Raw genomic sequence first — 23,761 nt, forward strand, 5'->3', positions numbered from 1 at the left:
TCAACCATCCTTCCCGTTATGAAAAAAATGTTCCTGTTCCTGGTCTGTCTTCAAATCATGATTCATGCACACGGGCAGCCAGATCAATTTTCCTCAATCGACAGTATTTTTGCGGAATGGTCTCAGCCCGGATCACCGGGTGCCGCGTTAGGAATCATACGTAACGGTGAACTCATCTATGCCAAAGGATATGGGTTTGCCAACCTGGAGTATGATATCCCCAACACAGCCAACACGGTGTTTCGTATTGGCTCCACCTCCAAACAGTTCACCGCTGCCTGCATTGTACTCCTGTCTGAACAGGGAAAGCTGAGCCTCGATGATACACTTGATAAATTTTTTCCGGATTTTCCGGCCTATGCCTCATCCATAACCATTCGTCATTTATTGAATCATACAAGCGGCATCAGGGACTACCTGGCAATCTCCTATTTGAAAGGGCATGGTGATGATACCTTTTACACCGATGAAGATGTTATGAAATGGCTTATCCGGCAGCAAGACCTGAATTTCCTGCCCGGGGATGAGTACCTCTACAGCAATTCCGGCTATTGGCTTCTAGGGCAAATTGTAAAAGAGGTTTCAGGAATGAACATGGCTGATTTTGCGCGGAAGGAGATTTTTGAGCCCCTGGGAATGACAAATACGCACTTCCATAATGATCATACTATGATCGTTAAGAACCGGGCTTCGGGTTATTTGCCCAAACGTGAGGGAGGATACCAGATCAGTATGACAACACTTGATATGATTGGCGACGGGGGTATTTTCACCACGATCAATGATATTAAAAAATGGGATGATGCATTTTATGATTCAGATATATTCACCCGACAATTCTGGTCGGTCATGACAGAGCCAGGCAAACTGAACAACGGTAAAGAACTGGACTATGCAGCAGGATTGGGAATTGACACATACAGAGGATTAAAACTCATCAGTCACGGCGGAGCATTCGTAGGTTTCAGGGCAGATTTTTTTCGTTTCCCGGAGCAACGGTTATCAATCGCGCTTTTTGCGAACCGTGGAGATGCGAACCCAACCGCCATGTGTTATCAGATTGCCGACATTATGCTGGAGAATGAATTCAGGGATTTACCGGAAGAACCACAACAGAGAAAGAAAACAGCAACTGTTAAAAAGATTTCGGCACAAAAGCTTCAACAGTTTGCCGGCGATTTCTGGAGTGAAGCAAACAGTTACTCGAGGAAAATTTATGTAAGGGATGACACCTTACGTTATTACCGCAATGAAAACAGTGAGAATGCCCTGGTTCCAATCGGTCCTGATGAATTTAAAATGATCAATGTGGGAGCCAGCGTCCTGGTGAAATTTGAAACCAGCGGTGACCGGTCCATGGTCGTTACAGTAAATGAGGAACCACCATCGCGGTTTGAAAGATATCAGCCAAGAAGCTACAGTGTTTCTGAACTCACCGATTTTGAGGGAACCTATTACAGTGAAGAACTGGATGTCCAATACGTCCTCAGACTGGAGAATGAATCCCTCATGTTGTATATCAACGATAACAAAATTTCACCCCTTGATGCGGTTATGTCTGAGATGTTTTCAAACGATCAATATGGAACTTTTCTTTTTAGCCGCGAAGGTGATGGAAGCGTCGGAAGCTTCAGGCTTGCTGCCGGCAGGGTAAAGAATCTATTATTTGTGAAGCGTTAGAAACATATTTAGCATGTAAAGCGCCATACACTGAAAAATGGATTCTATCTGATTGGATGCATCAATGAATAAACTAGATAGAAAAAAGCATTGGGATACGATTTATAATACAAAAGAAACAAAGGATCTGGGGTGGTATCAATCTGTGCCTGTCATATCCCTCGACATATTTCTGAAATGTCAGCTGTCTCTAAACGCGAAAATTATAGATATCGGTGGCGGAGACAGTTATTTTGTCGACGAGTTGATCAAACTTGGATACACCGACATTACTGTTCTGGATATATCTGAAACTGCTATAAATCATGCAAAAAACAGACTGGGAGATGCCGGAAAAACAGTGAACTGGATCATTTCAGATGTGACTGACTTTAAACCTGTAGGCAAATATGACCTTTGGCATGATCGGGCAACATTTCATTTTTTGACAGATGAAAAAGAAATTTCAGCATATGCGGACATCGCCGGCAATAACATGAATCATGATGGCATCCTGGTTATAGGAACATTTTCAGAACAGGGGCCTGATACATGCAGCGGCATTAATATCCGGCAATATTCGGAAAAAACTCTTTGCCAGCGGTTTCATCCTTACTTTGAGAAAATCCATTGCTTTAAGACAGATCATAAAACACCACATGGATCACTTCAGAACTACATTTTCTGTACCTTCCGAAAGATCACTGTGAAGTGAAATGAATAAAGTATTAAATATCTATCAAAATGAAGCCATTCATTTGGATTATACTCATCAATCTCATCCTCACCGGATGTCAGAATTCAGAACCCACATCTTCTGAAGGCATGGATTTACCGGTTGAACGCCCCGGAATTTCAAATATGCAGGATGATCTTTACAAACAGATTAAATCACTGGATAGCCTGTATTTCGATGTTGCCTATAACCATTGCGACAGTGCACTGGCGCGAACCCTGATAAGTTCTGATTTTGAATTTTATCACGATAAAGGAGGTGTTCTGCTGGATTCAGCTGATGAACTGGCTTCGGAGGTCATGGTTGAAGATTTCAGCTGGGTGTGCGAAAGGACCTATAGAAAATTAGTTAACAGTTCAATGGAGGTTTTCCCATTGTATGAGGGTGAGATACTATATGGCGCAATACAAAGTGGCGACCAGGAATTCTATGACCGGGAAAATGACACACCAACAAAACTGAGGACCACAGCCAAATTCATTCACCTTTGGATTATTGAACCAAAAGACTGGAAACTTCGGCGTGTTTTTAGTTTTGATCATCAGTCTGTGAGTCAGGATTAATAGTATCGAAAAAATCCATTAATCCATCCAACTCCATTGTCTCGCCCGGGGCGAGATTGTCCAGATTTATATTTCCAATCCGTATTCGGATAAGCCGTAATGTAGGGAAACCTACAGCGGCTGTCATTTTGCGAATTTGCCTGAATTTTCCCTCTGTAAGGGTAATGGAAATCCAGCTTGTCGGTCCGTGCCGTTCATCCCTTATCTGTCGTTTTCTTGTAGGAAGATCCGGAACCTCATTCAGCCGAAATACCGCGCATGGCAAGGTTTCATATTTCTTTCCATAGATACTTATCTCAACCCCTGTTTTTAACTGTTGGATTGCATCTTCAGAAATAATTCCATCCACCTGAACATAATACTCTTTTTCGACCTGCCTGCTCAAAACCTGCGCACTCACTTTGCCATCTGTTGTGAGGAGTAACAATCCTTCTGAGTCCTGGTCCAAACGCCCGATCGCCATGGTACCGGGAACAAATTCATACAGCTCGCCAAGCAACTTTTTATTTTTCCTTTTGGTCTGATTATTTACAAACTGCGAGAGATACCCATATGGTTTATGAAGGATATAGTGATGGTGTTTATTCATGAAATCGATTTTATAAGGCGCCACCTGGAATAAACTGATTATGATTAAATTAACTATACCTGAATAAATTAACGAAGATATCTCACAGCAATGACTACTGACTACCTGCCTGCCGGCAGGAGGGCTGACTATTGACTAATCAAAAGCTCCATTTCCCTCTCAGAAAATAAGACGTAGAGAGTGACTTAAATTCACCTGAAATAAAATCTTCCCCATAAAATCCCTGGACAATAAAGTCAAGGTCAAAATTCTGAAGCATATTCCAGGTCACGAAGGGAGACAGGAACATGGCCTTGTTGGGTGGAAACAGCATTATCCCCATGCCGGCATTAACCAATGGATGGATCTGGTAACTACCCTGAACAAATGCCGAATGCCGGTAGGGTGACAGGTTCTTAGCGGTAAGCGCCCGGCTGCTTAGCCGGATCAACCCTTCCGGGCCCAGCTCAACAGGTCCCGCAGAATTAATAAGATATGAAACATTGTAGAAGAAATTACCAATGGAATGGTCAATGGAAACAGTGGCTACCAGGGCCTTTGGATCCTCGGGCCTGATATTTCGGGGATAGAAGTAGGTCATCTCCCCTTTCAAACTGGCGCTTCCCAGATTTCCTGCCCAGCCGGCACCCAGTACCCATTTCTCCCGGCTATAACCACCCAGGAACTGAAAGTCGTAATCCCACTTATTGGTTTTATACATGATGGCAGCAGACATTGTATTGTTTTCTTCCCCTGTGATACTTCTGGATTCAGCCGGAAGGCTCACAGCCACGTCAATGCTGGAATTGGTTCCTGTAAAGTATTCCAAACGAACTGCATCGGTGCCCGGGCGCTCCTCATAATCAAAATCAAAATAGGAATAGGCATTGAATATATCATTGGGATTCCAGACCGTATTGATGCCCCAGTTGATACGCTGCCGCCCTACTTTCAGCGTAAAGTCCTTCCTAATCCATTCCATATAAAGCCTGTCGATCATGGTGTGCAACAGAACAGCGTCTTCATCTAAAACCGTCCAGGTGAGGTCGAAGAAATAAGTGTCATATTCTATAAAATCACTGAAGTTTTCATAATATTTCGTCGTTTCCCCAATGAACAGCCTTGTCCTGAGTGAACCGTAAAACCGCAAATTGTCTTTTGGAAACCACTTGAAATTAAGACGGTTATGGATGAGATTATCCACCAGTGAACTATCGCCAATATGATTCACGGAAATCATTTCCTTCAGGTACCCGTTAACAAAGAACTTTTTAGGCTTTTCTTCCTGTGCCTGGAGACTACCCATTAGAAAAATTAAAAGGAATATGGTGCTAAGAACGTACCTCATCAGATTTGACAACTCCGTCTTCAAGCGTTACTACCCTGCGTGCCTTATCGATGACGCGCTGATCATGCGTTGAAAAAATAAAAGTGATACCCTCTTCCCTGTTCATACGAGCCATCATATCCAGTAGATTGGCTGCTGAAACGGAATCAAGATTGGCCGTGGGTTCGTCGGCAAGGATAAATTTCGGTCTGGACGCCAGCGCCCGAATTACGGCCACACGCTGCTGCTGGCCTCCGGAAAGTTCAGAAGGTCTGACATTGGCCTTGTCCTCCAGTCCCACCTCCGCCAGTAGCTTCATGGCTCGTTCCTTCATTTCATGGCCCGGTCTTTTCTGAAGGAGCATTATGAATTCCACATTCTCCTTTGCGGTCAATACAGGAATGAGGTTATACTGCTGAAATACAAACCCGATGTTATGCAGCCTGAAATCAATCAGTTCCGATTCCTTCAACTTCGAAATATCCGTCCCGTCAATTTCGATCGTCCCTGTTGTCGGGTTATCAAGGCCGCCGAGAATATTCAGAAAAGTTGTCTTCCCGGAACCTGATGGACCTACAATTGCCGTAAATTCTCCTTCAGCAACCTCCAGGTCAACATCCTTCAGTGCCTGAACAGGAATTTTAGATTCATGGTAGGTTTTTGAAATGTCCTGTGTTCGGATTACTATCTTTTTTGCTGTTGTTGGTTCCATAAACGTAATTTTTATACGGTATGTAAAGCTTCAGTTGGATTTAGCCGTATGGCCTTAAACGCAGGATACAAAGCCCCTAATATTGCCGTAATTACCACACCCACAGCAGCGATCACATACGTTTTATTCTCAACAAACGGATACAGAATATTGCTGTAGCCAAATTCCTTGAGGCCTTCTGAATACGCGCTCAGATCTATGCCATGTATCCCCAACCAATGAATGGTAAGCAATCCGGCAAGAACTCCGAGTGGACCTCCGACAAGGGAAAGAAACAGGGTTTCAATAACAATCATCAGGAAAATCCGCATTCTGTTCATCCCAATCGCCATAAGCATTCCCAGTTCACGAAAACGTTCCAGGACTGCCATCAGCATGGTGTTGATGATTCCAAAAACCAGTGCAATCATGATGATGCCAATAAGAACCCATAACATGCTGTCGGTCATCGACAGAAACAATTCAAGCTCCGGCGCGATTGTTTGCCAGGACTCAGCATCCATCTCTGGCAACATCGATTCAAGCTCACTCCGCAATGCGGGTACCTGGTCGGGGTTATCGGCAAGCAGGGCAATCTCGTGAATATCATCGGATGTTCCGAGAATTCGGTTCAGATCCTCTATCTGAACATATGACCGTGCTTTGTTGATAGCTGGTGAAGTTGTTTCCAGCAGCCCTTCTACCCGGAATGCTCCTGCCACAAGATTCCGGTCCATGTCCTGAAAGGTAAGCACCACCTTGTCTCCAAGACCCACTTTCAATTCCTCGGCAAGTTCTTTTCCCAATACAACAGGATTTCGCAAGTCACCGGTAAAATAATCTCCTTCCACAATAAGTGAGTCATGGCGCGTAACACGTTTTTCAGCGTCCGGAATAATACCCATGATTCGCACACCGCTCGCTTTTCGGGGAGAAGAGATCATTCCATCCACAACACTCCTGGGGGAAACAGCCTTAATGCCGGGCTTGTCTGAAATTTTTTCAGCCACTTCAAATCCATCCGGAATGAAATAATGGATGTCATAATCATCCTGAAATTTCGGATGGTGGATTTGAATATGGGATATCTCATAGCGGATTGCTCCATTCACATATGAGATCGTAAACCCGTTCATAAATCCGAGCATGGCAATTAATGCCCATATTCCTACCACAATGGAGCCGATTACCACAAGGCTGCGGCCCCTGCTTCGCCAGACATTTCTCCACGCTATTGTTAATAACATTTTCATCTTATAAATTCATCAACGTCCCTCGTGCATCGCTTCCACCGGTTGTAATTTCCAGATTCTGTACATCGGGTAAGCGCTTAAAATCAGTGCCATAAAAAACACGACCCATGCCTGGCTTGTAAATACTACCGGCTGAATACTAAAGACATAAATCGCCTCAATGCCAAACTTTTCAAATGCTTCCTTATATTCTCCCGGAAGCTGAATCGGGTGAAAGTACAGGTAGCTGATAACCGGCATGCTCAAGGCAAAGCCCACCAATACCGAAATCAGCGACAGAAGAACAATCTCCAGGAATACAACTAATTGAATTCGGAAGCGACGCATTCCTACGGCCAACAGCACACCAAATTCATATAACCGTTCCATGGTCATCATCAGAAATGTTCCAAACATTCCGAATCCGATTACGATGTATAGCATCATGAGCATGATCTGACCGGAGACATTGTCGATCTCAATTCCCTGGATAAGCTCAGGCATCATTGTCCGCCAATCCATGATCTCAAGTTTTCCCTCATCGATCAATTCGCCTCCACCCTTCATAATATTCGGAACGTGTCTTGGGTGAGTGGTGACAATCGAGATGGCTGTGAGCAAACCATCGGCACCATAAAAGTACTGTGCCGCCGGCATCGGCATGAAAACAACCTGGTTTGTCAGCTGGGGCAGACCAAATTCGACTAATCCCGAGACCAAATATTTCCCGGCAGCATTAACACCGTGATACCCCTGGCCAATAAGCACGATCGTATCACCCACCGACATTTTAAGGTAATCTGCAAGGCCCTTGCCGATCAGAACGGACTGATCATCAATATTCACAGGACTGCCCTCTACGATTCGGGAGTCGATGTTGGTAAGAAACGCTTCCTTTTCGGGATCCATGCCGATTACGAGTGTTCCCTTGGTTTGTGTGCCGAAGGATGCCAGCGCAAAGGATTCCAGCCGTGGTACGACTGCTTCAACATCCGGAATCCCGGCCAGTCCATCGATTAAAGTATCGGAAGGCATGAATGCATTGTTCAGCGTTTGTTCGTCCCAATAGCCGTTTTTATGAATTTGGATATATCCTGTGTAAAACTTGACACTGTTATCGATCATGCGTTCATAGGAACCCAGCTGCATGGAGCGCATGATACTGGAAAGAACCACCGCAAAGGCAATACTCACGATTGTGATCACCGTTCGCTTTTTGTTACGCCAAATATTCCGCCATGCCAGTTTGAACAACATAAGATTAACGCATTCGTTTCATATTCTGAATAGAAAAATAACTCTCTGAAAGGTCGATATTAAATTCCATTTCCTGGTAAATGATCACGGTCCGCTGATCCGGATTCTCTGCAGGAATCATATCCATGCGGGTAGGGATAACCCTGCCATCCATTTCCCTTATTTCTGAAAGGACCATTGTATTGATCAGGTAATTATCCTCATCATAATACCTGATCAGCAGCTCAATATCATCCTGTTTAGCCACGTATATCATAATGCGTCCCCAGACAACTGCTGCATCCTCCTTTGGAATCATTTCGATTTTCCAGCTGTCGTACCCGTTGATGGTTGTATCGCCGCGAATGAAGTGATTGTAGTCATAAACCACCGATGACTCCTTTACCAAATCATCATTTGTAAAATCAGAGCCCATCCAGGACTGACTCATCATTGAAGGCGGCAGCTTCACCACACGGTCGATAGTAGGCTGCCAGTTCCAGATCTCCTTCTCCCGCTTGAGAAATGCGGTTCCGGCATCACGCGCCGGAGATTTGATAAGTATCAGAGAATACGTGGTTCCCAATGACCATCCTTCCATGGTTATTTCACGTGTCCAGTCGGGCCGTATGATCTTCATTGTCATGGTAGATGAAGAAGAGTTTCCTCTCATTTTAGCATCCACACGTTTAATGATCTCCGTAGCGTCCTGCGAATATGAAATTAGCGGCAGCAGTAAGAGCAATGTGACAATTCTAGTTTTCATAGCGGCAATATTTTTGAATGAGAAAATCCTTCATCTCTTCCAGGGGGTAATCCTCCCGAATAATGAGATAGTGCAACCCAATCCCGTCAAAGAGCGCTGTCAGGAGCTTTGTTTCCTTTTCTGCATTTGGATACCCGATCTTGAGTAACTGCCTTCCGATCAATTCATTCCAGGCGTTGAATTTCTGCTGGGCCATGTCATGGATGAAGTCAAACTTATCCAGCTGAAGGGAAAGAGCAGTGATCATGCGCCAGACACGTGTATTCTCCTGAATTTCCTGAAAGAAAAGTGTAAACATGTTTTCAAGAACTGACCGGGCATCATCCTCCTTAAATAGCTCAAGATACTTCTCCTCACCTTTCTGAAGGTTTTCAATCATCGCATACAGCATTTGTTCCTTGCTTTCGAAATAATTGTAAATAAGCCCCTTGGATATCCCCGCTTGCCTGGCAACCTGACTCATCGAGGTATATTCATAGCCATGGGAAGAAAACAACTCTAATGCAGCATCGAGTATTTTACCAATGCTTGCCTCACGTATCTCTTCGTTCCTTGAATGCCTTCTGGAGGTCATAATTTTTGGTTCATTATTAATTGACTGACCGGTCGGTCAATATTAATAAATGATATGGGCAATCACAAAGAATTATTTCTGATTTTAATCATCTGTATGGGCGTATTCGTCTACTTTACCCCTGTCCAATCTTGCCATTCCTGCTCCATCCATTCAACTGTCGGATTGCCATCATAGGTAATGATTCTGTACCGGGAGACAAGTGTATCACCAGGTACCAGGTCGAACGGGCCATCGACCATGGGTGATATGGAAAAGTAAGGCATTACAGGATGCAGTCGGACGGCCTGCGGAAACCGGAAATTTTCAGGATGCGCCATAATCAGTACACCGGCGGAATCTCCGTCAATCTGTCCGTGAAAGCTCACCCAACGCTCATGACTATGGTTGCCGTCCATCCTCGTTTTACCCGTTGAGGTAAGAAACCCTCCCTTTCCTTTTGTCCCGATATAATTGACATCACCCGGCTGTTCAAATTCAAGGTCATTCCATTCCGCACTTCCCCTGAAACCAAGTCCGCCATACAAATATTCATTGACGTGAACCGTATCAAATGCAAAGAGCCGGCTGATAAAATCCACCCTGTAAGCATCGGTAGAAGGCAGAACCCTGATTTCCCAAAATTCTCCAAGCGCGCGAGTCGTATCACCGTTGTGAATTGCCAGGTGCTCAAGTTCTGAAATAAATCCGGATGATGCGGGCGCATCATATCTCTCCGATAATTCAACATGTCGTACCGTACCCGTACCATTTTGCTGATTCCAGAAATCGGTATGCATGCCGCGGAAGGTGGTATTAACCAGCGCAAAAAATAATCCGTGCTGGTGTGGATGTCCGGCAGGAAATCCATCGGTAACAACTTTCCCATTCGGAGTATACAGTGGATGTATGAACCCGCTTCGCTGATAATAATCCGGCATTGTATCAGGGGGAAACTGAATGGTCTTATGATAGGTAAGAACCGGACTTCCACCTACCTGCAAAGTGAGCAAATTATCGTTTTCGTCCAGCTCAATAGATTCCCTGACTGTACAGGACATCAGCACAGCGACAAGCAAGACAACTTTCTTCATCAAATATTGTACGTTGGTGTGGAGAGGAAGATGGCAGAATAAGTTGAGGAATGCAAGGTGGATCAGGCAGTTTTGCACCTTTCCTATCTTGCATAAACGTACAAAAATGCTGTTTACAAAATCCTTTTAAGGCTTTAACTTGTTAATATCTCCAGCAGTGTTAACCTTCAGTTTATTCCACCATGAAAATTACCTACTCATTCTGCTTACTCCTTGCATTTGCCATTTCACTTATTTCAATAAAAACCAAAGGACAGCGATTGTCAACGATCGATAGTATTGTGACGTCAGCCGCTTCGGAAAATTACTTTGAAGGCACAGTCCTTTTGGCCGACGGAGGTTCAGTGATTTATCAGAAATCATTCGGATATACCGACGCCAGCAAACAAACGCCTGTCGGGAACTCCACGCGTTTCGGCATTGCCTCTATCACTAAAATGTTTACGGCTATCATCATAATGCAGCTTGTCGAGGAAAGCAAACTTAGCTTGACTGATAATCTTGCTGAGCTGTTGCCCGGGATCGATATACCAAAATCCAGCAAGATTACCATTCATCACCTGCTCTTGCACATTTCCGGATTACCAAATGAGTCGGACCTGATTTATCAATCCAAAACGTCTCCGGAAGAATTTGTTGATGCTACCCTGCAAAACAAATCAAGTCGGTTTGAGCAGTTCAATTACGCCAACATCGATTATGTGCTGCTCGGAATGATCATCGAATCAATCGATGGCAGAAATTGGCAACAATCAGTGAAGGTCCGTATTTTGGATAAAACGGGAATGAATGACACGGGTTTCCTTGGTAAAGATCAATATCCCGAAGATTTTGCGTACTCCTTTTCAATTGATCCGGACAATAACCGTATAGAAGATCCCCTTTTCCATATTGAAAACTTTTATGCCGCCGGTTGCATGTATTCAACCGCTCAAGATCTGCTAAAACTCGACCAGGCAATGTACGGAAATTCACTCCTGACTGAAGCAAGCAAAGAAATGATGTTCAAATCCTATCCCGAATATAATTATTCAGGGTATAGCGTATGGACCTACAAGTATCCGTACGTTTCACCTGCACCGTACATCATGGAAAGAAGAGGTGGAATCCTTGGATCCAATTCTGCGCTGGTACGGATTCTAAGCAGTAATAAAACCATCATTATTCTGAGCAACAACAACCGTTTCAACCCGGATTCATTCGGTGACAAAGCAAATCTCAAAGAAGCACTGATCATGGAGTTGACTAATCCATGACGTGACTTATTTACCTGGAGTTTTATCCTTCGCGGTTATATATATCTCATAACTTATTGAAATAAAGTCTCTTGTGAAAAGAGGGTATATTCCAATTTATTCGCTACCTTGATTTTGGCAGAGGCGTTGGCAAAACCTATAACCCTATTACCAATGCTCAAACGAATACTACTCGGACTGGTCGCAGTCATCGTAATTGCACTTCTTGTTTCATTCACCTATGTTCAATTTACCTGGGACAAAGTGTATGACATCCCCTACCCCTCATTAACATCTTCCACGGATTCAGCCGTAATTGCACTGGGTGAATATTATGTGAACGGTCCGGCACATTGTTCAACTTGTCATACTGAAAATCTTTCCGGGGGAGAAACGTTCAATATGGGCCCTATGGGGGAGGTTACGACAGCAAACCTTACCCCGGATTCCGAAACCGGAATTGGTCGTTATGAAGATAAAGAGATCTTTCGCATGATGCGCCATGCAGTGAAGCCGAATGGCCGTGCTTCCATTGCCCTAATGATGCCATTCTGGAATATGGCCGACGATGATATGATTGCAGTCGTTTCATACCTCCGTTCCCTCGAACCTGTAAAAAAAGAAATTCCTCCACCAAATTGGTCAATGATGGGAAAGGTACTTCGAAGCTTTTCTTCCACTTTTGAACCAGTATATGAGCCAAGCCCTATGAAGAAAGCCCCGCCAATGGAAGCGACAGTGGAAAGAGGAAAATATCTGGCCAATTTTGTGGCGAACTGTGTTGCCTGCCATACAAAGAGGGATGATATGACATTCCAGGCGATTGCCCCCGAATTCTCAGGAGGCCTGCTCATGGAAACAGACGCTGAATACAATATTGCCAACGGCCTCGATCCGAACCTGATGTTCGAGACCCCCAATTTAACTCCTCATCCGCAAAGCAAGCTCGCACAGTTCAAAACCATGGAAGATTGGATCACACGCTTCAGAGCCGGCCGGGTTTTTGCAACCTCGCCTATGTCATGGGAATGGTTCAGCCGAATGACGGATGAAGACCTTGGGGCTATCTATGTCTACCTGAATTCTCTTGACCCGGTTGAAAACAATATCGTAAGCACGGCATTCATCAAAACTGAGGAGTAGCATATCTATATACCTGGCCTAATTCTCTACCCGTGAAACTAATCCACAAAATCACTATTATCTTTCTGCTGATCTCGCTTATCCGCTGCGGTTCCGATGGTGAAGGCGAGAATATTCAACCCCCTCCGGCACCTGCAGTGCCCCCTTTTGGCGGAACGATCTTCCTGGATCCCGACATTATCACCGAAGACGACCCTACCACTTTTGTTAGTCTTTCCTACTCCGGTCAGGCAGAGCGGGTGATGTATGACAGGCGGGTAAATAACTGGATAAACAGTACCCCTTTTCTTTTTGATGCTGTCTTTGATGACGGACTTGAAATTGAGATCCAGGTGAACCCCGAGTTTGGAAAGGATGCCGGTGAAGTTTTATCACTTAAGTATGCCGAAGTCATCGGTCGATTGCCCACCGCGCTTCGCAAGGATGTCGAAACCGTCTGGATACATCGGGGGACAGAGCCTTTTGGCGGTGGAAATAATAATCTATTGATCCATACCGGCCAGTCCACACTCTATGAAAACGATGGAATCCTGGAAGAAACCTTTGTTCACGAGGCATCCCATACGTCCCTCGACGCAGAACATGCCAGCTCAAGCGGCTGGATAGCAGCACAAAAGGCCGACGGAAATTTCATTTCTACCTATGCACGGGACAACCCGCAGCGGGAGGATATTGCCGAAACCTATCTTCTTTACTTCGCCCTTCGCTACCGACCCGGGCGTATCTCGGAATCCCTCAAAAATACAATCACACGTACGATTCCAAATCGTATTGAATATTTCGAAGGACTGGAATTAGATATGCATCCGGTTGAATGATGAATTAATCAAGTCCGACGGCAAAGCATGATGCCTTAATTACGCTCATTATTAAAAATTTGTAATTTGTAATTCAATCTAATTACATAAAATGATCAACCGTCTGTTTTTAATCATTCTTACATTATTCTTCATTACTGCCTGTGCTCCGGCCGATAGTCCCGAAAGTTTTCAATTATCTTCCCCTAACATGGTGAATACCATAACCTTTGAGTTGATTGACGGAACACCGGTATATCGCGTTTCACATGGTGACCAAATGGTACTAAACAACTCAACACTTGGATTCCGCTTCAAGGACAGTGAGCCATTGTATGGGAATTTAGAAATGATTAAAAGTGAAGAAACAACATTTGATGAGACGTGGGATCAGGTTTGGGGTGAGAAAAGCAGAATACGAAACCACTTTAACCAGTTGTCGGTCACGCTACAGGAAACAGGCGAATCAGGGAGAAGCATTGAATTGCAGTTCAGGGCTTATGATGATGGTGTCGCTTTTCGTTATATCTATCTGAAGCAGGACAACGACAGCCTCGTCATCATGGACGAGCTAACAAGCTTCAACCTGAGTGAAGACGGTCAGGCATGGTGGATTGGGGCCTACCAGGACAACCGGTATGAATACCTGACAAATAAATCATCCGTAAGTACGCTGGATACTGTGCATACTCCTCTCACCATTAAAAGTAATAGCGGGCTTTCCCTGAGCTTCCACGAAGCCAACCTGAAAAATTATGCAAGTATGACATTGGCAAGAGTCGGTGGCACAGAATTAAAGGCAGATCTTGTACCCTGGGCTGATGGTGACAGGGTAAAGACCGATGGTGGCTTCACTACCCCCTGGCGTACAATTCAAATTGCTGAAACACCCGGGGAGCTCATTACCTCCTATCTCATTTTAAACCTGAATGATCCAAACGAACTGGAAGATACCAGCTGGATAAAGCCGCATAAGTATCTCGGTATCTGGTGGGCCATGCATATAGGTAAATATTCCTTCTGGGAAAGTCCGATCCAGGGTGCCACCACCCAGCATGCCATGGAATACATTGATTACTGTAAAAAATTGGGGATCGACCACCTGCTTATCGAAGGATGGAATAAAGGCTGGACGCCGGCCTGGTACGAGAATGCCATGCATATGTTCAGCTTTACCGAGGAAGCCGACAATTTCGACCTTCATAAAGTAACTGATTATGCCAGGGAAAATGGTGTGAGTATTATTGGCTACCATGAAACCGGTTCCAATATTATTAATTATCTCAAGCAGATAGATGCGGGCATGAAATTATACCAGGAGGCAGGGATTCATGATGTAAAGATCGGCCAGGTAGGTTCGCGCCTCAATATGAAAGAGTGGCACCACGGGCAATTCGGAGTCAATTATTACCGGTATGTCCTTGATAAGGCTGTGGAATATCAGCTGACCGTTAACTTTCATGAACCGATTAAGGATACTGGTGAAAGACGAACCTATCCCAATATGATGTCCCGCGAAGGCGCGCGCGGACAGGAATACAATGCCTGGAGCGAAGGTAATCCGCCGTCCCATACGGCAACACTTCCCTTTACCCGGTTCCTCGCAGGCCCGATGGATTTCACCCCCGGAATCCTTGATGTGGATATAAAGCAGGGCTATGAAGGGCGTGATGTACATACCACAGCAGCCAAGCAACTGGCGCTTTATGTTGTGCTCTACTCGCCTATTCAGATGCTGGCAGATCTGCCGGAAAATTATGACGGCAATCCGGCATTCAAATTCCTCCAGGATGTTCCTGTAGATTGGGAAGACACCAAAGTTCTCAATGGAGAAATCGGGGAATATATCACCACAGTTAGAAAGGACCGTTACAGTGATGACTGGTATTTGGGCAGCCTGACGAATGAGAAGAGTCGCTCATTGCAAATCAGTTTATCGTTTCTTGATCCGAATTCCATTTATGAGGCGCAGATCTATGCGGATCCCGATGGGATTACCTGGAATAAAAATGCCTCGGAGGTAGCCATCTCAACCCGGGATGTAACAGCTTCGGACACGATACAATTGAAACTGGCGCCAGGCGGCGGTACGGCCATTCGGTTCGTCAAAAAGTAAGATGACATTGCAGCCCTTCCCAGGAATTTAACGGACGGAAGCATTTACTATACCTCAGAAAATCGAATTCCATATGTCGATAGGAAATTACTGCCAACTTTATTTTATTACATACCGGTAACATTGAATATTGCCGGCAACTAATCTGGATCATAAAATATTGTTAAAATTCTTCAGGAAAATTCGCCAGAAATTGCTTGGCGCAAATGAAATCAGTAAAGCCTCGTCGCCGGCAGGCAGGTACCTCGTCTATGCCCTTGGGGAAATAGTGCTTGTGGTTATCGGCATTTTAATTGCCTTGCAGATCAATAACTGGAATGAAGGAAGAAAGCAGGACCAACAGGAAAAGTTGTACCTGGAAAGATTAATGCTGGAAAACCAGCAGGACTTGCTCACATTCAACCAGGGCATCGAAGAACTGCAAAAAGGAAATCAAACGATTCGTGATATGTCGGCAGCGTTCAATGATGCCGAGAGCGGTGATACTTTACTATGGAAGACTGTGACAGACTATCTCATGTACGGTTGCCATTATCCTTTCTTTAATCCATCGACCTCAACCTTTGAGGATCTGTCCAGCACAGGCAACCTGGTTGTTATCAAGGATACTGAATTGCGGGATCTTATCGTAAATCACTATGCGAACTACAAATTCGTGGAGTCCAATTTTCAGGTCAACACCAACTGGGCTCTACCCGTGGATGCGCCATTCTATACTGAGAATGACGCATTGAAATATGAACCCTTCACAGAGCCGCTTTTCGGAAATCAGACGATCAGTGAAATATCAAACGACCTGAGAAACAATAAGCAGAAGTATCTTCGAAATGCTGCCGTTCATTACTGGATCAACGAAGACTGTATCAATCATCTGAATGGTGTAATTGAGGAAACGTCGTACCTTGTACAGCGCCTGGAAACTGAGTTGAAAAATCGAAAATAACCAAACACCCTAAAAAATGAACAGATCATCATTTAAGGATTTGACTATATGCATGATCCTGCTGATAGTATTTATCAGTTGTGATTCAACCCCTTCTGTCAACAATAATTCAGATGAAGTTGCCGCAGAAACTCCATTCAATTCTTCGGATCCTACGGAAGGTGAAGTAAAGTCGGCTGTAGAAAGAATTTTGCTTGCTGCCGGCACTTACAACGTAGAGGACCTTAAAAGCTTGCTAAGTGAAAATGGCTTTATCAGTATCACTTCCCAAAAGGATGGTTCCTGGCAAAACAGGGAGATTACTTTCGGGGAATTCATTTCCGGCATTGAAAATGGTGACCCAACCCCCTATGTCGAAATTGTAAGCGAGTATGATATGATCATTACGGATGGCAGATTGGCCCTGGTTCAGGCCGATGCCGTTGTTAACCGTTTCGGAATTCCCGGCAAACGTGAAATCAACAATATGATGCTCGTAAAAGATGGAGACACATGGAAATTGCTGAATATTGCCTGGACGGTCCATGAACTGCCGGAAAATCAGAAAGGATTCAATATGGAAATCTTTGCCCGCGGATATGCTGAGGCTTGGTCCTGTAAAAGGCCGGGGTTCGTAGCCATGTATTTTGAGGAAAATGGATCACTACAAGTCAATGAAGGCTCACCTGCTATTGGGAGATCCTCCATTACCGAGGTTGCAAGAGGATTTATGACAGATCTGCCCGACATGGTCGTCAGCTTCGACAGCCTTGTTACCAAATCGGATGGCACAGAATTTCACTGGACTTTGACCGGCACAAATACAGGACCAGGCGGAACGGGAAATGCCGTGAAGGTAAGTGGATTTGAATTCTGGCAAATGGGAGAAAATAACCGCATTCTAAAGTCAATGGGGCAGTTCTCTGCTGAAGAATATAACCGACAAATCCGCGAAGGAATATAATATTATACGTCATGCCCGGGCAGTCATTTAACGAGCTACTTGAAAATGTTCATTTAAGGCTGAAGGATCCGGCCCCTCAAATGAATTTCGATGTGATCGTCATTGGCATGGGCAGCATGGGGTCCTCTGCCTGCTATTATCTGGCAAAGCAGGGTTTCAAGGTATTAGGCCTGGAGCAATTTGATATTCCACATTCGTACGGCTCACATACCGGACAAAGCCGGCTAATCAGGAAAGCATACGGTGAGGACACCAGGTATGTACCGCTGCTCCAAAAGGCCTATAAGAATTGGAAGGAACTGGAGGAGGAAACAGGTGAACAGGTTTATTTCCAGACCGGTCTCGCCTACTTCGGAAGCCGGGAAAATCCATTCTTCGAAACCATCCGGCAATCAGCACAGGATTACGATATACAGTTAAATCAATTGACTTCGGAGGAATCTAAAAAGCAGTTTCCTCAATTTAACCTTCCCGACGGTCATCAAAAGCTATTTGAACCTGACGCAGGATTCCTAACTTCTGAACGTTGTATTCTGTTATATATCCGCCAGGCTCTTTCAAAAGGAGCGGTAATACGAACCAATGAAAAAGTGACCGACTGGAGATATGCACAGGGAATGGTGAATGTAAAAACCACGGCAGGAAACTACAGCGCCAAAAAGCTAATCATCACCACAGGGGCATGGGCCGGCAAAACTGTGCCGGAATGGTCAGACCTTTTCCGTGTCACCCGGCAGGTACTCGCCTGGGTTGAACCGAAAAACCCTGAAAGCTTCCGGCTGGGTTCACTCCCATGCTGGTACATGGAGGAGAATGGCTTTGACTTTTACGGGTTCCCTATGCTGGAGCAAGAAATATTCGGCGGTCCGGCCGGACTCAAGGTAGCACTGCACTATCCCGGAATGAAAGTATCTGATCCCGATCAGGTTGACAGGCATACGGGTTCTTCGGATGAAAAAGTGCTGATTGATTTCCTGGAGAAATACCTGCCCGGTTCATACAGCAGGACAGTGGAGCTGAAAACTTGTCTTTACACCTATTCACCAGATGAAAACTTCGTCATTGACCATCTACCTGGCTTTGACGGGAATGTTATCTTTTCCGGGGGCTTTAGCGGCCACGGCTTTAAGTTTGCCAGTGCCGTTGGAGAACTGCTGGCTGAGATGGCTGAGTCGGGCAAAACATCACCGGCAGCAGCATTCCTCGCTGGTAACCGGTTCAAATAAGTCCTGATTTTAACGCTGAATAGCCTTCCACCGGGTTGGGCCGCGAAAGGATTAAAAGGATGGCAGAATGGTTTATATAATTTAACTTTATTGGCCATGCGCAGCCTGATTATTTCCCTGATTCTCTCACTCTCTTTTTCACAAGAAATTTTATGCCAGGATCCGTTGTCAGAAGAACTCAGAAGGAGTCCGTTTGAATGGAACAAAGACAGTATCGAAGGTTTTACCATCTATTTTATTGCTGCGAGCTGGACGGAGGAAAATCTCGGGACAATCCGGCAGCGCTTACCGGAAATGAAAACTGCTATTTTAGAATTCATGAAGAGCCCGGAATATGACCACAAAGTGCATGTTTATATAGTTAATTCCCGTGCTCAAATGAAAGACCTCCTGGGTTATGAAACCAATGGAACGGCCTTTCACAAACTGAATGCATTCACAGCCATAGGCTCAGGCGGAATTCGGAGCATATATTCATCTCATGAATTGTTCCATGTTATGGCCATGAACGAGTGGGGTGTTCCTGACAGATGGATCAACGAGGGTATGGCCGTCTATTCCGATGGAGGATGGTTCGGCTATGAACTGCATGCACTGGCCCATTACCTGAAGGATTCCGGCCGTTTTTTAACACTGAAAAAACTTACCGGTCAATTTGGAAAAACAGACGACCTGCTCTCCTATCCGTTAGCGGGAAGCTTTATGAAATTTCTCGATGAAACGTATGGCAGACCGGTTGTACAGGATATCTGGCAAGGCAACAGGAAAAGTCTTACCGACAGAACGGGTAAAAGTCTGAAGGAGCTTGAGACAGAATGGATCGAAACCATCAATCAGACAGATTACAGCAACATTACCTATTAACGGGGAATCTAAAAGGTCACTTAATGATTTCATCCCAATTCACCTTATCGTTATGTGAATGGGTGAAACCCATAGCCCTTTCTTCATCAATAGTTTTGGTATCTCTGTAGGCCACTACATATGTTTTGCGCCAGTGAGGCGAGCTGTTACCTCCTGATCCATGCACAATGCGTTCATCGTGAATGGTCACGCTTCCCCGCTTGACCGGCAAATAAACCACCTCATCGTCCGGATTTGTCTCAATTACAAGGGTATGCGAATCTTCCCTGTTTATTCCCGCATTACCGTCACCATCACTGTATTTCTTCGGAACATGTTTGCGCAGTTCGGGCTCCTTGTTGGTGCCGGGCAGCACCTGCAAGCACCCATTCTCCAGGTCTGAATCCGTCAGGGCCAGTGAAAACGTAGCCGTCCATGTATTCTTCGTTTTTGGCCAATAGCCCAAATCCTGATGCATGGCAAATTCTGCCCCCTCTTTTGATGGTTTTTTGGCCAGAAATTGCTCATAATCGATAGCTGCCTTTCCTCCGGAATACAATTGATCAGCTATATTTTGGGTGATCTGGTGAAAGATATTATTTTCCAGCTCCTTCCTGTAGGTACTAGGAAGCATCGCGTTCACCAGCTGAAAATCCTCCATAGGAGTGCCATACGGCTGGGACATATCACAAAAATCCCTTCCCATCCGATCCATTTCCTTTCCCTCGACAAAATGATCGAACCACGGCTCGAGAAAAGCCACCTCCTCCTCGGTAAGGACATCATTCAAGACCAGGTATCCCTGCTCATGATATTGCTCAATTTCTTTGTTCGTGAGTTTATACTGAAGTCCTTTTCTGCGGTGCGCACCCGAGTCGTCATTGGCTATTCGTTTCATGGCCGAAAATTCTTTTTGATGTTTATCAACCATAATATACATTGATTATTTTATTGACAATTCAAATCGATGCCATAATCCTTTCTTAAAAAATCTTCCTGCCATCTTCGAAAGAGGTCTATGAACATGAGAGGCCGGCGTAGCGAGCAAAATCATAAAAATACCTTCTGGGGAACTTGCGCTATGGGACTAGCAGCTCTTGTCGGATATTTATTTGGCGTAAATGTCGCCTGAGCCCGTTAGATACGCGAGATTCAAAATCAAAAATATATATTGAACAGACCGGGCTTGTATTTCCACTGTACTATTTACATATTTCAACCAGGAATCACCTCTTAACCATACCATCCCATGAAAAGAAGACATTTTATAAAATCTGCCGCAGCGTTTTCATCCATTACCCTACTGCCTTCCCATGTCTGGTCCACTGTAAAAAAATCCACCTTACGAACCGCTCATATCGGCGTGGGCGGAATGGGACTGGCCGATCTTGGAGATATATCCTCCCATGAAATGGTGAAAGTGGTTGCTTTGTGTGATGTGGACAGCAATAATCTCGCGGCCGCCTCATCTCTTCATCCAAAAGCAAAGACATTCAGTGATTACCGGGTTCTCTTTGATAAAATGGCCAAAAAGATCGATGCTGTGATCATATCTACTCCCGATCATACACATGCCCCGGCATCCTTAATGGCTATGGAAATGAATAAACCTGTATATTGTCAGAAGCCTCTTACCCATCATGTACTTGAGGCCCGGGCAGTGCGGAAGATGGCAGCAGACAAAAACCTGACAACTCAAATGGGGATACAGATCCATTCCTTCAAGGAATATCGCTCCGCAGTTCACCTCATCCAGAACGGAATCATCGGGAAAGTCCATACGGTTCGGGCCTGGTCTCCGAAAAACTGGGGGTACGACGGCCCCATACCCACCGGCAGCGACCCTGTTCCGGCAAACCTCGACTGGAATCTTTGGTTGGGAACTGCCCCTCAACGTGAGTATAAAGATGGATACTATCATCCCGGCAACTGGCGCAAGGTCCTCGATTTTGGATGCGGAACCCTGGGTGACATGGGTGTGCATATCTTTGATACACCCTACACGGCTCTTTCGCTGGACGTTCCGGCAACCATCACGACCCAATGCCGGGAACCCAACGGATTTGGCTACCCCGAAAACAACGTCGTCACTTATGAATTCCCGGGAACGGAGTTTACAACCGATACCTTGAAATGGGTCTGGTATGATGGGCCGGGAGCACCAACGGACCATGAAGAACTTCGGTTGCCAAACATGGAAAGTTTACCCGAACAGGGTTCTATGTTTATCGGCGAAAAAGGTCGCCTCCTGCTTCCACACTGGGATTTCCCAAAATTGATCGTTGATGGTAAATATGAGCCGGTTGATTATCCTGATCTGGAACCGGCAAATCATTACCACCAGTTTGTTGACGCCTGCCTGGGAAATGATACCTGCAGTGCGCCATTTTCATACGCGGCAAGGCTTACAGAAGCCATACTCCTAGGAGTTGTAGCAAACCGATTTCCAAATAAAACTCTCCATTGGAATAACGGCACCCAACTGTTCGATGAATCTGAAGCAAATCAATACCTGACAAGTTCATATCGTAAATTTTGAGGTATCCTTACACGAAACCGTTCCAATATATAAAGGTAAATACACAAGCTATGAATACACTCTTTCGCTCCCTGATCATAATCGGATTATTTTGCTCCTGCAGCACAGAAAACAGCAGCAGCACGGAAACAGACTCGTCTTCACCATCAGAAAATTCGCAAACCGATTTTGTCATAACCGGTCGGAAATCTGTTGTATATACCACGGCCAGCAACTCAGAACTGCGGCTTGCAAATACAAATACATTGTCTTTTGAAGCAGCCGCCCAACCGCTGGAAAATGAAGTATCTGTATTCGTAAATCCACATGTTAAATTCCAGTCTCTTGTCGGAATCGGAGGGGCGATAACAGATGCCTCTGCAGAAGTATTCGCCAAACTGCCGCCGGAAAAGCAGGCTGAATTTCTGAAGGCATATTATGACATTAACGATGGCATCGGATACTCTCTATGCAGAACCCCAATTCACAGCTGTGATTTCAGCAGTGAAAGCTATACCTATATTGAGGAAGGTGACGCCGAACTGAGCACATTCAGTATCGATCACGACAAAGCCTATAAGATCCCAATGATCAAACGTGCTATAGAAGCAGCCGGAGGTGAACTTATGTTGTATGCGAGTCCGTGGAGCCCCCCGGCATTCATGAAAGACAACAATAACATGCTGCAAGGAGGAAAACTTCTCCCGGAATATGCCGATGCATGGGCTCTTTATTATACAAAATTCATTAAAGCCTACGAGGCCGAAGGAATGCCGATATGGGGAATTACTATACAAAATGAACCCATGGCTACCCAGCGATGGGAATCATGCATATACACTGCCGAAGAGGAACGTGATTTTCTGAAAAATCACCTCGGACCAACAATGGAGCGCGAAGGATTGGGTGACAAGAACATTATCGTTTGGGATCACAACAGGGATTTAATCAATCACAGGGCCAATGTAATCTTCGAGGATCCGGATGCAGCAAAATACGCCTGGGGCGTGGGCTTTCACTGGTATGAGACCTGGACCGGCGGCACGCCGATGTTTGAAAACCTGGGGATAATAAAGGATGCCTTTCCGGATGTAAATCTTATGTTTACCGAAGGATGCCAGGAAGGTTTTACTCAGGAACGATACCAGTTCTGGGCTCATGCAGAAAGATACGGACGGTCGATGATCAATGACTTCAATCAGGGTACCAGGGGATGGACCGACTGGAATATCCTTCTGGATCAGAACGGCGGCCCCAACCATGTGGGTAATTTCTGTTTCGCTCCTATTCATGGTGATACCGACTCCCAGGAATTGATCTACACCCCATCCTATTATTATATCGGTCACTTTTCAAAATTCATTCGTCCTGGTGCCAGTCGCGTAAGTACCGCCAGCAGCAGAAGTCCGATATTGAGCACTTCGTTTTTAAATGAAAATGGAAGCCTGATCACGGTGGTAATGAATCAAAGTGATCAGGATATCGAATACAAACTGTATGTTGATTCAGAAGCCGTAACCGTTACAATTCCCGCGCATGCCATACAAACACACGTAGTGGGATAAAGTGTTA

General features: G+C 45.0%; 22 protein-coding genes. 13 read left to right on the forward strand and 9 right to left on the reverse strand.

All coding sequences use genetic code 11. The features are described from left to right. The first annotated feature begins 18 nt into the window (after positions 1 to 18). The 3 genes from LDX50_RS09320 to LDX50_RS09330 all read left to right on the forward strand — a co-directional run bounded on the left by LDX50_RS09320 (position 19) and on the right by LDX50_RS09330 (position 2,958). Entirely contained in the window at positions 19 to 1,680 is a 1,662-nt protein-coding gene (locus LDX50_RS09320; protein ID WP_225698173.1) for a serine hydrolase domain-containing protein, read from the forward strand. A gap of 64 nt (positions 1,681 to 1,744) precedes the next feature. Continuing rightward, on the forward strand, positions 1,745 to 2,374 hold the full coding sequence (locus LDX50_RS09325) for a class I SAM-dependent methyltransferase (RefSeq protein WP_225698174.1): 630 nt from the start codon (positions 1,745 to 1,747) through the stop codon (positions 2,372 to 2,374). Positions 2,375 to 2,403: 29 nt separating this feature from the next. Then, complete coding sequence (locus LDX50_RS09330) at positions 2,404 to 2,958, forward strand: nuclear transport factor 2 family protein (protein WP_225698175.1); 555 nt, start codon at positions 2,404 to 2,406, stop codon at positions 2,956 to 2,958. On the opposite strand, the gene LDX50_RS09335 is transcribed toward LDX50_RS09330, so the two are convergent. The 8 genes from LDX50_RS09335 to LDX50_RS09370 form a co-directional block, all read right to left on the reverse strand. Beyond that, entirely contained in the window at positions 2,924 to 3,547 is a 624-nt protein-coding gene (locus LDX50_RS09335; protein ID WP_225698176.1) for a pseudouridine synthase, read from the reverse strand. The genes LDX50_RS09330 and LDX50_RS09335 overlap by 35 nt on opposite strands. Positions 3,548 to 3,686: 139 nt before the next feature. Further along, positions 3,687 to 4,832 (reverse strand): hypothetical protein, encoded by a 1,146-nt coding sequence (locus LDX50_RS09340; RefSeq protein WP_225698177.1) that lies wholly within the window; start codon positions 4,830 to 4,832, stop codon positions 3,687 to 3,689. Between the two features lie 25 nt (positions 4,833 to 4,857). Further along, positions 4,858 to 5,565: an ABC transporter ATP-binding protein gene (locus LDX50_RS09345; protein ID WP_225698178.1), complete on the reverse strand. Its 708-nt coding sequence runs from the start codon at positions 5,563 to 5,565 to the stop codon at positions 4,858 to 4,860. A gap of 11 nt (positions 5,566 to 5,576) precedes the next feature. Then, on the reverse strand, positions 5,577 to 6,797 hold the full coding sequence (locus LDX50_RS09350) for an ABC transporter permease (RefSeq protein ID WP_225698179.1): 1,221 nt from the start codon (positions 6,795 to 6,797) through the stop codon (positions 5,577 to 5,579). 12 nt (positions 6,798 to 6,809) lie between these two features. After that, entirely contained in the window at positions 6,810 to 8,033 is a 1,224-nt protein-coding gene (locus LDX50_RS09355; RefSeq protein WP_225698180.1) for an ABC transporter permease, read from the reverse strand. A gap of 4 nt (positions 8,034 to 8,037) precedes the next feature. Next, a complete protein-coding gene (locus LDX50_RS09360; protein ID WP_225698181.1) occupies positions 8,038 to 8,778 on the reverse strand; it encodes an outer membrane lipoprotein-sorting protein in 741 nt (246 codons plus the stop codon). Continuing rightward, positions 8,768 to 9,352 carry a TetR/AcrR family transcriptional regulator gene (locus LDX50_RS09365; RefSeq protein WP_225698182.1) on the reverse strand — a complete coding sequence of 195 codons (585 nt, stop codon included), beginning with the start codon at positions 9,350 to 9,352 and terminating at the stop codon, positions 8,768 to 8,770. Before LDX50_RS09365 ends, LDX50_RS09360 begins: the two co-directional genes overlap by 11 nt. Before the next feature lie 110 nt (positions 9,353 to 9,462). Further along, positions 9,463 to 10,425: a DUF6807 domain-containing protein gene (locus tag LDX50_RS09370; protein WP_225698183.1), complete on the reverse strand. Its 963-nt coding sequence runs from the start codon at positions 10,423 to 10,425 to the stop codon at positions 9,463 to 9,465. A 182-nt stretch (positions 10,426 to 10,607) separates the two neighbouring features. Here LDX50_RS09370 and LDX50_RS09375 point away from each other — a divergent pair, with 182 nt between their 5' ends. The 8 genes from LDX50_RS09375 to LDX50_RS09410 all read left to right on the forward strand — a co-directional run bounded on the left by LDX50_RS09375 (position 10,608) and on the right by LDX50_RS09410 (position 19,692). Next, the gene (locus LDX50_RS09375) at positions 10,608 to 11,681 is read left to right on the forward strand and encodes a serine hydrolase domain-containing protein (RefSeq protein WP_225698184.1); all 1,074 of its coding nucleotides are present in this window, start codon (positions 10,608 to 10,610) and stop codon (positions 11,679 to 11,681) included. 153 nt (positions 11,682 to 11,834) lie between these two features. Then, entirely contained in the window at positions 11,835 to 12,803 is a 969-nt protein-coding gene (locus tag LDX50_RS09380) for a cytochrome c (RefSeq protein WP_225698185.1), read from the forward strand. 32 nt (positions 12,804 to 12,835) lie between these two features. Next, entirely contained in the window at positions 12,836 to 13,621 is a 786-nt protein-coding gene (locus tag LDX50_RS09385) for a hypothetical protein (RefSeq protein WP_225698186.1), read from the forward strand. A 91-nt stretch (positions 13,622 to 13,712) separates the two neighbouring features. Next, positions 13,713 to 15,716, forward strand: a complete 2,004-nt coding sequence (locus LDX50_RS09390) for a glycoside hydrolase family 97 protein (protein WP_225698187.1) — start codon at positions 13,713 to 13,715, stop codon at positions 15,714 to 15,716. A gap of 160 nt (positions 15,717 to 15,876) precedes the next feature. Next, a complete protein-coding gene (locus LDX50_RS09395; RefSeq protein ID WP_225698188.1) occupies positions 15,877 to 16,659 on the forward strand; it encodes a DUF6090 family protein in 783 nt (260 codons plus the stop codon). Positions 16,660 to 16,675: 16 nt separating this feature from the next. Then, the gene (locus tag LDX50_RS09400; RefSeq protein WP_225698189.1) at positions 16,676 to 17,602 is read left to right on the forward strand and encodes an ester cyclase; all 927 of its coding nucleotides are present in this window, start codon (positions 16,676 to 16,678) and stop codon (positions 17,600 to 17,602) included. An 11-nt stretch (positions 17,603 to 17,613) separates the two neighbouring features. Continuing rightward, entirely contained in the window at positions 17,614 to 18,828 is a 1,215-nt protein-coding gene (gene solA / locus LDX50_RS09405) for an N-methyl-L-tryptophan oxidase (protein ID WP_225698190.1), read from the forward strand. A 96-nt stretch (positions 18,829 to 18,924) separates the two neighbouring features. Further along, positions 18,925 to 19,692, forward strand: coding sequence for a gluzincin family metallopeptidase (locus LDX50_RS09410; protein WP_225698191.1), 768 nt, complete (start codon positions 18,925 to 18,927; stop codon positions 19,690 to 19,692). Between the two features lie 16 nt (positions 19,693 to 19,708). Here LDX50_RS09410 and LDX50_RS09415 read toward each other — a convergent pair whose 3' ends face one another. Next, positions 19,709 to 20,569 carry a phytanoyl-CoA dioxygenase family protein gene (locus LDX50_RS09415; protein ID WP_225698192.1) on the reverse strand — a complete coding sequence of 287 codons (861 nt, stop codon included), beginning with the start codon at positions 20,567 to 20,569 and terminating at the stop codon, positions 19,709 to 19,711. Positions 20,570 to 20,920: 351 nt separating this feature from the next. Here LDX50_RS09415 and LDX50_RS09420 point away from each other — a divergent pair, with 351 nt between their 5' ends. Continuing rightward, positions 20,921 to 22,210: a Gfo/Idh/MocA family protein gene (locus tag LDX50_RS09420; RefSeq protein ID WP_225698193.1), complete on the forward strand. Its 1,290-nt coding sequence runs from the start codon at positions 20,921 to 20,923 to the stop codon at positions 22,208 to 22,210. Positions 22,211 to 22,260: 50 nt separating this feature from the next. Continuing rightward, the gene (locus LDX50_RS09425; RefSeq protein WP_225698194.1) at positions 22,261 to 23,754 is read left to right on the forward strand and encodes a glycoside hydrolase family 30 protein; all 1,494 of its coding nucleotides are present in this window, start codon (positions 22,261 to 22,263) and stop codon (positions 23,752 to 23,754) included. The last annotated feature ends 7 nt before the right edge of the window (positions 23,755 to 23,761 follow it).

This window comes from Fulvivirga sedimenti, from assembly GCF_020328055.1.